Source organism: Burkholderia sp. MR1-5-21 (assembly GCF_053427715.1).
The window spans coordinates 37,703-49,887 of record NZ_JBSAXD010000007.1; the positions used below are offsets into that span (position 1 = coordinate 37,703).

12 protein-coding genes and 1 tRNA gene are annotated in these 12,185 nt (G+C 65.1%); 6 read left to right on the top strand and 7 right to left on the bottom strand.

Annotation, left to right across the window (positions count from 1 at the left end; all coding sequences use genetic code 11):
- Positions 1-124 precede the first annotated feature (124 nt).
- The 3 genes from ACV229_RS11795 to ACV229_RS11805 all read right to left on the bottom strand — a co-directional run bounded on the left by ACV229_RS11795 (position 125) and on the right by ACV229_RS11805 (position 2,842).
- On the bottom strand, positions 125-1,417 hold the full coding sequence (locus tag ACV229_RS11795; protein ID WP_448083313.1) for an HlyC/CorC family transporter: 1,293 nt from the start codon (positions 1,415-1,417) through the stop codon (positions 125-127).
- A 141-nt stretch (positions 1,418-1,558) separates the two neighbouring features.
- Positions 1,559-1,635 (bottom strand) — tRNA-Pro (locus ACV229_RS11800).
- Positions 1,636-1,846: 211 nt separating this feature from the next.
- Positions 1,847-2,842, bottom strand: a complete 996-nt coding sequence (locus ACV229_RS11805) for a polyprenyl synthetase family protein (protein WP_448083314.1) — start codon at positions 2,840-2,842, stop codon at positions 1,847-1,849.
- A gap of 210 nt (positions 2,843-3,052) precedes the next feature.
- Between ACV229_RS11805 and rplU the strand changes: the two genes are divergently transcribed.
- The 4 genes from rplU to proB all read left to right on the top strand — a co-directional run bounded on the left by rplU (position 3,053) and on the right by proB (position 6,120).
- Positions 3,053-3,364, top strand: a complete 312-nt coding sequence (gene rplU / locus ACV229_RS11810) for a 50S ribosomal protein L21 (RefSeq protein WP_006025184.1) — start codon at positions 3,053-3,055, stop codon at positions 3,362-3,364.
- Positions 3,365-3,388: 24 nt separating this feature from the next.
- Complete coding sequence (rpmA, locus tag ACV229_RS11815) at positions 3,389-3,652, top strand: 50S ribosomal protein L27 (protein WP_006400419.1); 264 nt, start codon at positions 3,389-3,391, stop codon at positions 3,650-3,652.
- Positions 3,653-3,806: 154 nt separating this feature from the next.
- Positions 3,807-4,910, top strand: a complete 1,104-nt coding sequence (cgtA, locus tag ACV229_RS11820) for an Obg family GTPase CgtA (RefSeq protein ID WP_448083315.1) — start codon at positions 3,807-3,809, stop codon at positions 4,908-4,910.
- Positions 4,911-5,001: 91 nt separating this feature from the next.
- A complete protein-coding gene (gene proB, locus ACV229_RS11825; RefSeq protein ID WP_448083316.1) occupies positions 5,002-6,120 on the top strand; it encodes a glutamate 5-kinase in 1,119 nt (372 codons plus the stop codon).
- Between the two features lie 92 nt (positions 6,121-6,212).
- Here proB and ACV229_RS11830 read toward each other — a convergent pair whose 3' ends face one another.
- Positions 6,213-6,770 (bottom strand): CNP1-like family protein, encoded by a 558-nt coding sequence (locus tag ACV229_RS11830; protein ID WP_448083317.1) that lies wholly within the window; start codon positions 6,768-6,770, stop codon positions 6,213-6,215.
- A 64-nt stretch (positions 6,771-6,834) separates the two neighbouring features.
- The gene (locus tag ACV229_RS11835; RefSeq protein ID WP_448083318.1) at positions 6,835-7,479 is read right to left on the bottom strand and encodes an RNA pyrophosphohydrolase; all 645 of its coding nucleotides are present in this window, start codon (positions 7,477-7,479) and stop codon (positions 6,835-6,837) included.
- A 218-nt stretch (positions 7,480-7,697) separates the two neighbouring features.
- Here ACV229_RS11835 and ACV229_RS11840 point away from each other — a divergent pair, with 218 nt between their 5' ends.
- Positions 7,698-9,434 carry a proline--tRNA ligase gene (locus tag ACV229_RS11840; RefSeq protein ID WP_448083319.1) on the top strand — a complete coding sequence of 579 codons (1,737 nt, stop codon included), beginning with the start codon at positions 7,698-7,700 and terminating at the stop codon, positions 9,432-9,434.
- A 21-nt stretch (positions 9,435-9,455) separates the two neighbouring features.
- On the top strand, positions 9,456-10,058 hold the full coding sequence (locus ACV229_RS11845; RefSeq protein WP_448083320.1) for a MarC family protein: 603 nt from the start codon (positions 9,456-9,458) through the stop codon (positions 10,056-10,058).
- 87 nt (positions 10,059-10,145) lie between these two features.
- On the opposite strand, the gene ACV229_RS11850 is transcribed toward ACV229_RS11845, so the two are convergent.
- Positions 10,146-10,697 (bottom strand): hypoxanthine-guanine phosphoribosyltransferase, encoded by a 552-nt coding sequence (locus ACV229_RS11850; protein WP_448083321.1) that lies wholly within the window; start codon positions 10,695-10,697, stop codon positions 10,146-10,148.
- A gap of 95 nt (positions 10,698-10,792) precedes the next feature.
- Positions 10,793-12,160, bottom strand: a complete 1,368-nt coding sequence (gene ffh / locus ACV229_RS11855) for a signal recognition particle protein (protein WP_448083322.1) — start codon at positions 12,158-12,160, stop codon at positions 10,793-10,795.
- Between the last annotated feature and the right edge of the window lie 25 nt (positions 12,161-12,185).

The following is a 12,185-nucleotide window of genomic DNA, read 5'->3' on the forward strand; positions in this document are numbered from 1 at the left end:
TTGCCGGCGCGTCGGCCGCCTGGTTACCGTGACCACAGCATGGTCGCGCGGCAACGGCGGCGCCGATAGTCGGCCGTTCGGCCAGCGCACGCTCGTCGTGAGCGTGAACCGGCCTTGATGCCCTTCAATGCACGAGGCTGCGCGTGCCGCGCGTCGCGCGCGGCTTGAAGAGCTTGACGGTGCGCACCGCCTGGTCGTCGCTGCGCATCACCTCGAGCATCACGTCGCCGATCTTCAGGCACACGTCGTCTTCCGGAATCTCCTCGAGGACTTCGAGGATCAGGCCGTTGAGCGTCTTCGGCCCGTCCGTCGGCAGTTTCAGGTGCAGCCAGCGGTTCAGCTCGCGCAGCGGCATGCTGGCTGCGACGATGCATTCGCCGTTCTCGTCCCAGCCGCCCTTGCGCTCGCTGCGCGGCATCGACGTCGTGAACTCGCCGATCAGCTCCTCGATGATGTCCTCGGGCGTGACGAGGCCTTCGAGCTCGCCGTATTCGTTGACGATCAGCGCCGTGCGATGGCGGCTTTCCTGGAAGAACTGGAGCTGCTGGAATACCGGCGTGCCCGACGGCACGTAGTACGGCTCGGCGAGCAGCGTGCGCAGCGTCTCGCGGTCGAAATCCTGGTTGTGCAGCGCGGTCAGCGTCTTGCGTACGTGCAGGACGCCGAGCACCTTGTCGATGTCGCCTTCGTAGACGACGAGCCGGTTGTGATAGCAGGTCTCGAGCTGATGCAGGACGTCGTCGAGCGGCGCGTAGAAGTTGAGCGATTCGATCTGGCGGCGCGGCACCATCACGTCATCGACGGTGATGTTCTCGAGGTCGAACAGGTTGAGCAGGATGCTGCGGTGCTTGGTCGGCATGAAGCTGCTCGACTCGAGCACGATGGTGCGCAGTTCGTCGGGCGACATCCGCTGGTCGCGGCCCTTGGCCGTATTGATGCGCAGCACCCACAGTATCCCGTGCGCCAGCGCGTTGACGAACCAGACGATCGGCTTGAGCACGCGCATCAGCGGCGCGATGAGCAGGCTCGCGGGCAGCGCGATGCGCTCGGGGAACGTCGCGCCGACGATCTTCGGCGCGATCTCCGCAAACACGATGATCAGGAACGCGACGATGCCGGTCGCGATCGACAGCGCGAGGTTGTTACGGCCGAACGTATGCAGCGCGATCGACGTCGTGAGGACCGGGATGATCGTGTTGAACAGGTTGTTGCCGATCAGGATCACGCTGAGCAGCTGGTCGGTGCGCGTGAGCAGGCCCTGGGTCGTTTTGGCGCCCAGCGCGCCCTTGCCCGCGAGGTGCTTCAGCCGATGGCGGTTGAGCGCCATCATCGCGGTTTCTGAAATGGAAAAGAAGCTGGAGCAGAGGAGAAGCAGGAAGACGGCGCCGATTTGCGCCCATAAGGGAATTTGGTCCACGCGTCGAAAGGGCAGTGAAGGACAGGGATGGAGGGACTATAGCAGAGGCCGGTGACCGGGACGTGCCGCGAAGCGGATCGGCCTTCGCGGGCTGCAGGTAAAAAAAAACCGTGCACTTGCGTGCACGGTTTTTCACAAATCTGGTCGGGGTGAGAGGATTCGAACCTCCGGCCTCTACGTCCCGAACGTAGCGCTCTACCAGGCTAAGCTACACCCCGATTTGGACTCTTCCGATCAGGCAGTCTTCTTTAAGACCGCTGCGTCGTCGAGCAAGAACATAACTATACCAGCGCTTTTTCGAAAATGGAACACTTTTGTGAAGAAATTTTTGAGATGCTGGTCCGGCGGTCCATTTCGACCGGCCTCATCGTCAAGGACGGAGGCCGGAAGCACTAAAGCGGTCGGGCGGCTTCAGCCCGACCGTGTGCGTCACGATTGTCGCGACGTCGAATACGAGCACAGCTCGAGCAGGCTCTCCTTGTAGACGGAGTCCGGGAACGCGGCGATCGCGGCGGCCGCGGCCTGCGCTTCCTGTCGCGCGCATTCGAGCGTATGGTCGAGCGCGCCGGAGCGCGTGATCGCGTCGAAAATCGTGTCGAAGCGGTCGGTGCCGCCTTGCTCGATCGCTTCGCGCGCGAGCTTGGCCTGTTCGGGCGTGCCGCGCTCGATCAGGTAGATGAGCGGCAACGTCGGCTTGCCTTCGCGCAGGTCGTCGCCGGCGTTCTTGCCCATCGCTTCGGCCGTGCCCGCGTAGTCGAGCCAGTCGTCCATGATCTGGAACGCGGTGCCGATGCGGCGCCCGTATTCGGCGGCGGCGGCTTCGGTCGTTGCGTCGACACCCGCGAGCACCGCGCCGAGACGGGCCGATGCCTCGAACAGCTTGGCCGTCTTGTAGCGGATCACCTGCATGTAGCGGGCCTCGTCGACGTCCGCGTCGTGCATGTTGAGGAGCTGCAGCACCTCGCCTTCGGAAATGATGGTCGTCGCTTCGGAGAGGATCTCCATCACGCGCATCTTGCCGACGCCGACCATCATCTCGAACGAGCGGGAATAGAGGTAGTCGCCTACCAGCACGCTCGCCGCGTTGCCGAACAGCGCATTGGCCGTCTGGCGGCCGCGCCGCAGCTCGGATTCATCGACGACGTCGTCGTGCAGCAGCGTGGCCGTATGGATGAACTCGACGACGGCGGCCAGCACATGCCGCTGGTGCGACGTTTCGCCGAGCGCGCCCGCGACGAGCAGCAGCAACGCCGGACGCAGCCGCTTGCCGCCCGCGCCGATGATGTATTCGGCGATCTGGTTGATCAGCAGCACGTCGGACGCGAGGCTTTGCCGGATGACGCGATTTACCTGCTCCATATCGCTGGTGATCGGGGCGAGCAGGTGGGCGGCGCTGAGGGTGGGGGAGGCGGTGGGCGACGACATGATCATGGAATTGGGTGATGCCGCGGATTATAAGTCGAATCCGCCACATGCCGGGTTGTCGCCCGCGCCGCGGGCGCGATTTTGGCCGTCCGGCCGAGGCCCGCGCGCGGCAATCGCTGATCGGCTTTGACAGCGCTGCTAACTCTCTGTATAATCACGCCTTTTCCGCGCGTGGTGTGCGGAAAAATTGGATCCAGAGTGAGGTTCTCAATGTACGCGGTCATAAAAACCGGCGGCAAGCAGTACAAGGTTGCCGTTGGCGAAAAACTCAAAGTAGAACAGATACCGGCTGACATTGACGCTGAAATCACGCTCGACCAGGTTCTCGCAGTGGGCGAAGGCGAATCGATTAAGTTCGGTACGCCGCTGGTCAGTGGGGCTTCCGTCAAGGCCACCGTTGTGTCGCACGGTCGTCATGCCAAGGTCACCATCTTCAAGATGCGTCGCCGGAAGCACTACCAAAAGCACGGCGGCCACCGCCAGAACTACACTGAGCTGCGCATCGACGCGATCAACGCGTAAGCGCCTCGGTAAAGGAGCAATCAGATGGCACACAAAAAGGCAGGCGGCTCTTCCCGGAACGGCCGCGACTCCGAGTCGAAACGTCTCGGCGTGAAGGTGTACGGCGGCCAGGCGATCAACGCCGGCGGCATCATCGTGCGTCAGCGCGGCACCCGCATGCACGCTGGCGAGAACGTCGGCATGGGCAAGGATCACACCCTGTTCGCGCTGGTCGACGGCCACGTGAAGTTCGCGACGAAGGGCGCGGACAAGAAGCATACGGTCATCGTCGTCCCGGCGGCTGCCTAAGTCAGGCATCCACGGGCTTCGTAGCCGAAAGGCCCCGCAGTTGTCGCGGGGCCTTTTTTATTTTGTCGCTGCGCAGGCGCAATTGGCCGGATGGCCGATTGTTCAAGCGCGGCGGCGCGCGGCACAATAGCGAAAATACTGGGCGGAGTAACGAATGAAGTTCATTGACGAAGCACGAATCGAAGTCATCGCCGGAGACGGAGGCGATGGCAGCGCGTCGATGCGCCGCGAGAAATTCGTTCCGTTCGGCGGGCCGGACGGCGGCGACGGCGGCCGGGGCGGCAGTGTCTATGCGATCGCCGATCGCAACATCAACACGCTGATCGACTACCGTTACGCGAAGAAGCACCTGGCGCGCAACGGCGAGAACGGCCGCGGCTCGGACTGCTACGGCAAGGGCGGCGACGATATCACGCTGCGCATGCCGGTCGGTACGATCATCAACGACATGGACACCGGCGAGCTGATCGCCGACCTGACCGAGCACGACCAGAAAGTGATGCTCGCGAAGGGCGGGGCAGGCGGTCTCGGCAACCTGCACTTCAAGTCGAGCACGAACCGCGCGCCGCGCCAGAAGACCGACGGCAAGCCCGGCGAGCGCCGGATGCTGCGCCTCGAGCTGAAGGTCCTCGCCGACGTCGGCCTGCTCGGCATGCCGAACGCGGGCAAGTCGACGTTCATTTCGTCGGTGTCGAACGCGAAGCCGAAGATTGCCGATTACCCGTTCACGACGCTCGCGCCGAATCTCGGCGTCGTGCGCGTCGGGCCGAGCAAGAGCTTCGTGATCGCCGACATTCCGGGGCTGATCGAAGGTGCAGCCGAAGGCGCAGGCCTCGGTCATCAGTTCCTGCGACACCTGCAGCGTACGGGCGTGCTGCTGCATCTCGTGGATCTCGCGCCGTTCGATGAAAACGTCGATCCGGTTGCGGAGGCGACGGCGATCGTCGGCGAGCTGCGCAAGTACGACGAGTCGCTGTACGAGAAGCCGCGCTGGCTCGTGCTGAACAAGCTCGATATGGTGTCGGAAGACGAGCGCGAGTCGCGCGTCGCGGATTTCCTCGAGCGCTTCGGCTGGGACGGCCCCGTGTTCGAGATCTCGGCGCTGACAGGCCAAGGCTGCGAGGCGCTGTGCTATGCGATCTACGACTACCTCGCGGAGCATTCGGATGCGCATCGCGCCGAGGAGGCGGAAGATCTGGCGGCAGACGTGCGCTTCCGCGACGCGCCGTCGCCCGACGCTGAGAGCAGCGACGCCTGAGCGGTCCGCATGCGCCGGGCGTGAGCCGCCCGGCGGTGGAATTTAATCGCGCCCGGCCGGGCCAGGCATCACATACAGGAGACAGCGCACGATGCGTTCGATCATCGCGGATTCGAAGCGATTGGTGGTGAAGGTGGGATCCAGCCTCGTGACCAACGACGGCAAGGGGCTCGATCATGCCGCAATTGGCCTCTGGGCCGCCCAGATCGCCGCGCTGCGCGACGAGGGCAAGGAAGTCGTGCTCGTCAGCTCGGGCGCCATCGCGGAAGGCATGCAGCGGCTCGGCTGGAGCAAGCGTCCGCGCGAGATCGACGAGTTGCAGGCCGCGGCCGCGGTCGGACAGATGGGTCTCGCGCAGGTCTATGAGAGCCGCTTCTCCGAACACGGCATCCGCACCGCGCAGATCCTGCTCACCCATGCCGACCTCGCGGACCGCGAACGCTACCTGAATGCACGCTCGACGCTGCTCACGCTGCTGCGGCTTGGCGTCGTGCCGATCATCAACGAGAACGACACGGTCGTCACCGACGAAATCAAGTTCGGCGACAACGATACGCTCGGCGCGCTCGTCGCGAACCTGATCGAAGGCGATGCGCTGATCATCCTCACCGACCAGTCGGGCCTCTTCACCGCCGATCCGCGCAAGGATCCGTCGGCAACGCTGGTCGCGGAAGCGAATGCGGGTGCGCCGGAGCTCGAGGCGATGGCGGGCGGCGCGGGGTCGAGCCTCGGCCGCGGCGGCATGCTGACGAAGATTCTCGCGGCCAAGCGTGCGGCCCACAGCGGCGCGAACACCGTGATCGCAAGCGGGCGCGAACCCGATGTGCTCGCACGTCTCGCCGCGGGCGAGTCGATCGGCACGCAGCTGATCGCGCGTACGGCGCGGATGGCGGCGCGCAAGCAGTGGATGGCGGATCACCTGCAGGTGCGCGGGCACGTCGTGATCGACGCCGGCGCAGTCGAAAAGCTGACGTCGGGCGGCAAGAGCCTGCTGCCGATCGGTATCGTCAGCGTGCAGGGCGTGTTCGCGCGCGGCGAGGTGATCGCATGCGTCGGCCCCGACGGACGTGAAGTCGCGCGCGGTCTCACCAATTACAGCAGCGCTGAGACGAAGCTGATCCAGCGCAAGCCGAGTGGCGAGATCGAAGCGGTGCTCGGCTACATGCTGGAGCCGGAACTGATCCACCGCGACAACCTCGTGCTCGTGTGAGTCGCGCGCGCCGGTGACGGCGGTGTCGGCACGAAAAAAAGCCCGCGGCGACGCGGGCTTTTTACATGGCGGCGGCTGTGGGCCGCGCGCGGTCAGCGCAGCTGGTTCAGCGCGGTGCGGTGATACTTGATGTTCTCGAGAATCGACTTCGTCGTGCCCATCGGCATCTTGTTCGCGCAGAAGTAGTCCTGGTAGAGCGCGGCGTGGTACGCGTTCAGGTCGCCGTTCTCGATGCGGCGCCAGTCGTTCTCGACCGTGCGGTCCCAGCCGTCGTGCTCCGCGTTGAGGCCCGCGTACTGGCGCCACTCGTACGTGTCGCAGCGGATCCCTTCGTAGATGACGTTGCGTGCGCCGGCCGGGCTCGTGACGACGACCGTGTACCGGACGATGCCATCGGTGCCGACCGCGAGCGATTTCGCATCGACGAAGAACTTGAGCGGCGTGTTTTGCGACACGTTGAACGGCAGCAGGTCGCCGGCCTGCGGCAGCGGCGGCAACGTGTCGACGGTGTTTTCCTTCCAGGTCGGCTGACGGTCCAGCAGATACACGAACGCGCTGTCATCCTTGTTGGACGGCGTGTTCGAATGCGCGCAGCCAGCCAGGGCGGCCGCAGCCGCGATCGACGTGAGCGCGAGAGCAATCGCTTTCAATATGCATTCCTCGTAAAAAAAGGGCGCGACATCATGGTCGCGCCCGGTCATGCAGTCCGACTTGTCATTCGCCGAGGATCAGGCGAGGCGGCGCCTCGTCCAGCGTGCTCGCTTCCACTTCGACCTCGGAACACACCACCGATGCGTCGACAACCGTTACCGTCTGATGGAGCTGCGAATCCACGACGCGCGGATAGCGCGGACGCGGACCTCGCGGCCTGTCGGCCCGCTGCGCCGGGCGGCGCAGGAAGCGCGACAGTTCCGTCAGCGCCAACTGATAGACATCCCGCTTGAACTCGATCACCGCATCGAGCGGTACCCAGTACTCGTTCCAGCGCCACGCATCGAACTCCGGGTGATCGGTCGCGCGCAAGCAAATGTCGCAATCGCGTCCGACCATCCGCAGCAGGAACCAGATCTGTTTCTGGCCGCGGTAATGACCGCGTACTTCGCGTTTGATGAACTTGTCAGGCACCTCGTAACGCAACCAGTCGCGAGTGCGGCCGATTATCTTGACGTGTTCCGGATGCAGGCCCGTCTCCTCGTGCAGTTCCCGGTACATTGCCTGCATGGGGGTCTCGCCGTACTTGATCCCACCTTGAGGAAACTGCCAGGAATGCTCGCGGAGCCGCTTGCCCCAAAACACCTCGTTGCGCGCGTTCAAGAGGATGATGCCGACGTTCGGGCGAAAGCCTTCACGATCCAGCATACAACCACCTTCGAATCCTTTAAAATTGCTTTGATTATAAACAGATACCGGGCGCTGCGCACCGTAACGGAGCGAATCCGCGCGGGGCGCACCGGCTGAATTGTCCCTGATTTGTCTGCTAAGTCATCTGCGCCATCGCCGTTCGCCGCGCGCAGCTTTTTCTCCTTGAATCTTTTTCGGGCGCCCCGCATGGGGGCGCCGTTTTTGGAACCGTCCGCATGAAAGCTTCCCGTTTCTTTATCGGCACCCTGAAAGAAGCACCCGCCGACGCAGAGATCGTCAGCCACAAGCTGATGGTGCGCGCCGGCATGATCCGTCGCGTCGCCGGCGGCATCTACAACTACCTGCCGGTCGGCCTGCGTTCGATTCGCAAGGTCGAGGCGATCGTGCGCGAGGAAATGAACCGGGCTGGCGCCATCGAGCTGCTGATGCCGGCCGTGCAGCCGGCCGAGCTGTGGGAGGAGTCGGGCCGCTGGGAGCAGTACGGCCCCGAGCTGCTGCGCTTCAAGGACCGCAAGGACAACGACTTCGTGATCGGGCCGACGCATGAGGAAGTGATCACCGACATCGCGCGCAACCAGATCAAGAGCTACCGGCAGATGCCGGTGAACTTCTACCAGATCCAGACGAAGTTCCGCGACGAGATCCGTCCGCGCTTCGGCGTGATGCGCGGCCGCGAATTCATCATGAAGGACGCGTACTCGTTCGACAAGGACGCCGACGGCCTCGCCGAGTCGTATCGCAAGATGTACGACGCGTACGTGCGCATCTTCACGCGCCTCGGCCTCGAGTTCCGTCCGGTCGCGGCCGATAGCGGCTCGATCGGCGGCAACTTCTCGCACGAGTTCCACGTGATCGCCGACACCGGCGAAGACGCGATCGCATACTGCCCGACCTCCGATTTCGCGGCGAACATCGAGGCGGCCGAAGCGCTGCCGCTGACGCCCGAGCGCGCCGCGCCCGCCGAGCCGATGGCGAAGGTCGCGACGCCGGGCAAGGCGAAGTGCGAGGCCGTCGCCGAACTGATGGGCATTCCGCTCGCGCGCACGATCAAGTCGATCGTGCTTGCGACCGACAACGAAGGTGCGGAACCGACGATCTGGCTGCTGATGCTGCGCGGCGATCACGACCTGAACGAGATCAAGGCGTCGAAGCTGCCGGGCCTGGCAAACCACCGCTTCGCGACCGAGCAGGAAATCGTCGAGTGGTTCGGCACGCCGCCGGGCTACCTCGGCCCGATCGGCACGAAGAAGCCGGTGAAGGTGATCGCCGACCGCACGGTCGCGAACATGAGCGATTTTGTCGTCGGCGCGAACGAGGTCGACTATCACATCGCTGGCGTGAACTGGGGCCGCGACCTGCCGGAACCGGAAGTCGCCGACATCCGCAACGTGCAGAAGGGCGACCCGTCGCCGGACGGCAAGGGCGTGATCGACATCTGCCGCGGCATCGAGGTCGGCCACGTGTTCCAGCTCGGCACCAAGTACTCGGAAGCAATGGGCGCGACGTTCATCGACGAGGCCGGCAAGCCGCAGCCGATGCTGATGGGCTGCTACGGGGTCGGCGTCACGCGCATTCTCGGCGCGGCGATCGAACAGAACTTCGACGACCGCGGCATCATCTGGCCGGAATCGATCGCGCCGTTCGAGGTCGTGCTGTGCCCGATGGGTTATGACCGCAGCGAAGCAGTGCGCGAAGCGGCCGACAAGCTGTACGCGGAGCTGGCCGCGGCCGGCGTCGACGTGATCCTCGACGATCGCGGCGAGCGCCCGGGCGTGATGTTCGCCGACTGGGAGCTGATCGGCGTGCCGCACCGTCTCGTGATCGGCGAGCGCGGCCTGAAGGAAGGCAAGATCGAGTACCAGGGCCGCCGCGACACCGAGGCGACGCTGCTGCCGGCCGATACGGCCGCGGCGACGGTCGCCGACAAGGTTCGCGCGGCGCTCGCGCACTAAGCCGGCCGACCGGAGGACACGGTGGAATACACCTTCCTGTCGGCCACCGTGCTCCTTGTGCTGATCACCGATCCGCTCGGCAACATCCCGCTCTTCATCTCGGCGATGCGGGACGTGCCGCGCGAGCGGCGCGTGAAGCTGATCCTGCGCGAGGTGGGGATCGCGTTCGTGATCCTGCTGTTCTTCATGATCGTCGGCGACCGCTTCCTGCGGATGATGAACCTCACCGACCTGTCGCTGCGCATCGGCGGCGGCATCGTGCTGTTCCTGATCGCGCTGCGGATGATCTTTCCGCATCCGGACGGCGCGCTCGGCAACGATCCGCGCGCGGGCGGCGAGCCGTTCATCGTGCCGCTCGCGATTCCGGCGCTCGCGGGGCCGTCGGCGCTCGCGACGGTGATGCTGCTGACGTCGCAGGCGCCCGGCAAGATGCTCGAATGGGCGGGTGCGCTGACGGTCACGATGATCGTCTGCGCGGTGGCGCTCGTGCTGGCCGAGCGGATCCAGCAATGGCTCGGCGAGCGGACGGTCGCGGCGTTCGAGCGGCTGATGGGGCTCGTGCTCGTCGCGATCTCGGTCGAGATGATGCTGGGCGGAATCCGCGTGTTCGTGCACCAGCTGTAGCGCGGCGCCGTTCGACGGCGCTTCAACGAAAAAGCGGCGCTCCGGGAAAACCGGAGCGCCGCTTTTCTTTTGCGGGCCGCGCGGGCGTCAGACGTTCGCAGTCAGCGCGCGGATCGTCGGCAGGTTGCGCCAGTAGCCTTTCGCGTCCATCCCGCAGCCGAACACGTAGCGGTCCGGCACCTTGAAGCCGCAGAAGTCCGGATGCAGCGGCTTCGCCTTCGCGAGCGTCTTTTCGCACAGCACGGCGGACATGAAGCGCTTCGCGCCCATGTCGAGGATGCGGTCGCGGATCGCGGCCATCGTTTCGCCTTCGTCGAGGATGTCGTCGAGCACGAGCACGATGCGGTCCTTCACCGATTCGCGCGGCGCGACGCGCCAGTGCATCTCCGGGCCGCCCTGCGTCGTGTTGCGGTAGCGGGTCAGGTGGATGTAGTCGAACTCGAGCGGGAAATCGAGATGCGGCAGCAGCATCCCGGTAAACACCGCGGCGCCGCCCATCACCGACAGGACGAGCGGGAACGCGTCGCCGATCTCGGCGCGGATCGCGTCGGCCATCCGGGCGATCGACGCGTTGACGGCGTCCGCCGAGACGATCTCTTCGGAGTGTTCGAAAATGTGGAGGGCTTCTTCGCGGTTCATGTGTTCTGGCGGGCAGTCGGTATACAAATAAGGATGAGGCAGAACGGCCGGCGCGCGCTACAGCAAAAACCCGCGCGCCGTCCGCCCGGGCGAAATCAGCGCAGGCCGGGCATCATGCCCTTCAGGCCGCGCATCATCTTCTGCATGTTGCCGCCCTTCAGCTTCTTCATCATCGTACGCATCTGGTCGTACTGGTTCAGCATCCGGTTGACTTCCTGCACCGGCACGCCTGCGCCGGCTGCGATGCGGCGCTTGCGCGTCGCCTTGATGATCTCGGGTTTCGCGCGCTCGGCGGGCGTCATCGAGCTGATGATCCCTTCCATTCGGCGGATCTGCTTTTCGGCCTGGCCCATGTCCGCGCCGGCGGCCGCCTGCTGGAACTGGGCGGGCAGCTTGTCCATCAGCGACGACAGGCCGCCCATGTTCTTCATCTGCGAGATCTGCGCGCGGAAATCGTTCAGGTCGAAATCGCCGCCTTTCTTGACCTTGTCGGCGAGCTTCTGCGCGGCCTGCACGTCGACGCCGCGCTGCGCTTCCTCGACGAGCGCGAGGATGTCGCCCATGCCGAGGATCCGGTTCGCCATCCGGTCCGGATGGAAGATCTCGAGGCCGTCGAGCTTCTCGGCGACGCCGACGAACTTGATCGGCTTGCCGGTGATGTGGCGCACCGACAGCGCGGCGCCGCCGCGCGAGTCGCCGTCGAGCTTCGTCAGCACGACGCCGGTGAGCGGCAGCGCGTCGTTGAACGCCTTGGCGGTGTTGACGGCGTCCTGGCCGAGCATCGCGTCGACGACGAACAGCGTTTCGGCCGGCTTCAGCGTGCCGTGCAGCGCGGCGATCTCCTGCATCATCACTTCGTCGATGCCGAGACGGCCGGCCGTGTCGACGATCAGCACGTCATGGTAGTGGCGCTTCGCCCAGTCGACCGCCGCGAGCGCGATGTCGACCGGCTTCTGGTCCGGCGTCGACGGGAAGAAATCGGCGCCGACCTGTTCGCTCACCGTTTTGAGCTGCATGATCGCGGCGGGGCGGTACACGTCGCACGACACCGTCAGCACTTTCTTCTTGTACTTCTCGCGAAGGAGCTTCGCGAGCTTGCCGGCGGTGGTCGTCTTGCCGGCGCCCTGCAGGCCGGCCATCAGGATGACGGCGGGCGGCGTGACGGCGAGGTTCAGCTCGGCGGCCTTGCCTTCGTAGTCGCCGCCGATCACGGCGGTCAGCTCCTTCTGGACCACGCCGACGAGCGCCTGGCCGGGCGACAGGCTGCTGATCACCTCCTCGCCGAGCGCCTTTTCCTTGACCTTCGCGATGAATTCGCGAACGACGGGCAGGGCGACGTCGGCCTCGAGGAGCGCGAGGCGCACCTCGCGGAGCATCTCCTGGGTGTTCGCCTCGGTGAGCCGGGCCTCGCCGCGCAGCGTCTTGACGACACGCGCCATCCGTTGAGTGAGATTGTCGAGCATGGGGAGCGATGGACAGTGGGGCCCG

Bases quoted from the DNA above. Each gene is read 5' to 3' on its own strand.
- cgtA (WP_448083315.1), top strand. From the start codon at position 3,807: ATGAAGTTCATTGACGAAGCACGAATCGAAGTCATCGCCGGAGACGGA.
- ffh (WP_448083322.1), bottom strand. From the start codon at position 12,160: ATGCTCGACAATCTCACTCAACGGATGGCGCGTGTCGTCAAGACGCTG.
- ACV229_RS11840 (WP_448083319.1), top strand. From the start codon at position 7,698: ATGAAAGCTTCCCGTTTCTTTATCGGCACCCTGAAAGAAGCACCCGCC.
- rplU (WP_006025184.1), top strand. From the start codon at position 3,053: ATGTACGCGGTCATAAAAACCGGCGGCAAGCAGTACAAGGTTGCCGTT.
- ACV229_RS11835 (WP_448083318.1), bottom strand. From the start codon at position 7,479: ATGCTGGATCGTGAAGGCTTTCGCCCGAACGTCGGCATCATCCTCTTG.
- proB (WP_448083316.1), top strand. From the start codon at position 5,002: ATGCGTTCGATCATCGCGGATTCGAAGCGATTGGTGGTGAAGGTGGGA.
- ACV229_RS11805 (WP_448083314.1), bottom strand. From the start codon at position 2,842: ATGTCGTCGCCCACCGCCTCCCCCACCCTCAGCGCCGCCCACCTGCTC.
- rpmA (WP_006400419.1), top strand. From the start codon at position 3,389: ATGGCACACAAAAAGGCAGGCGGCTCTTCCCGGAACGGCCGCGACTCC.
- ACV229_RS11850 (WP_448083321.1), bottom strand. From the start codon at position 10,697: ATGAACCGCGAAGAAGCCCTCCACATTTTCGAACACTCCGAAGAGATC.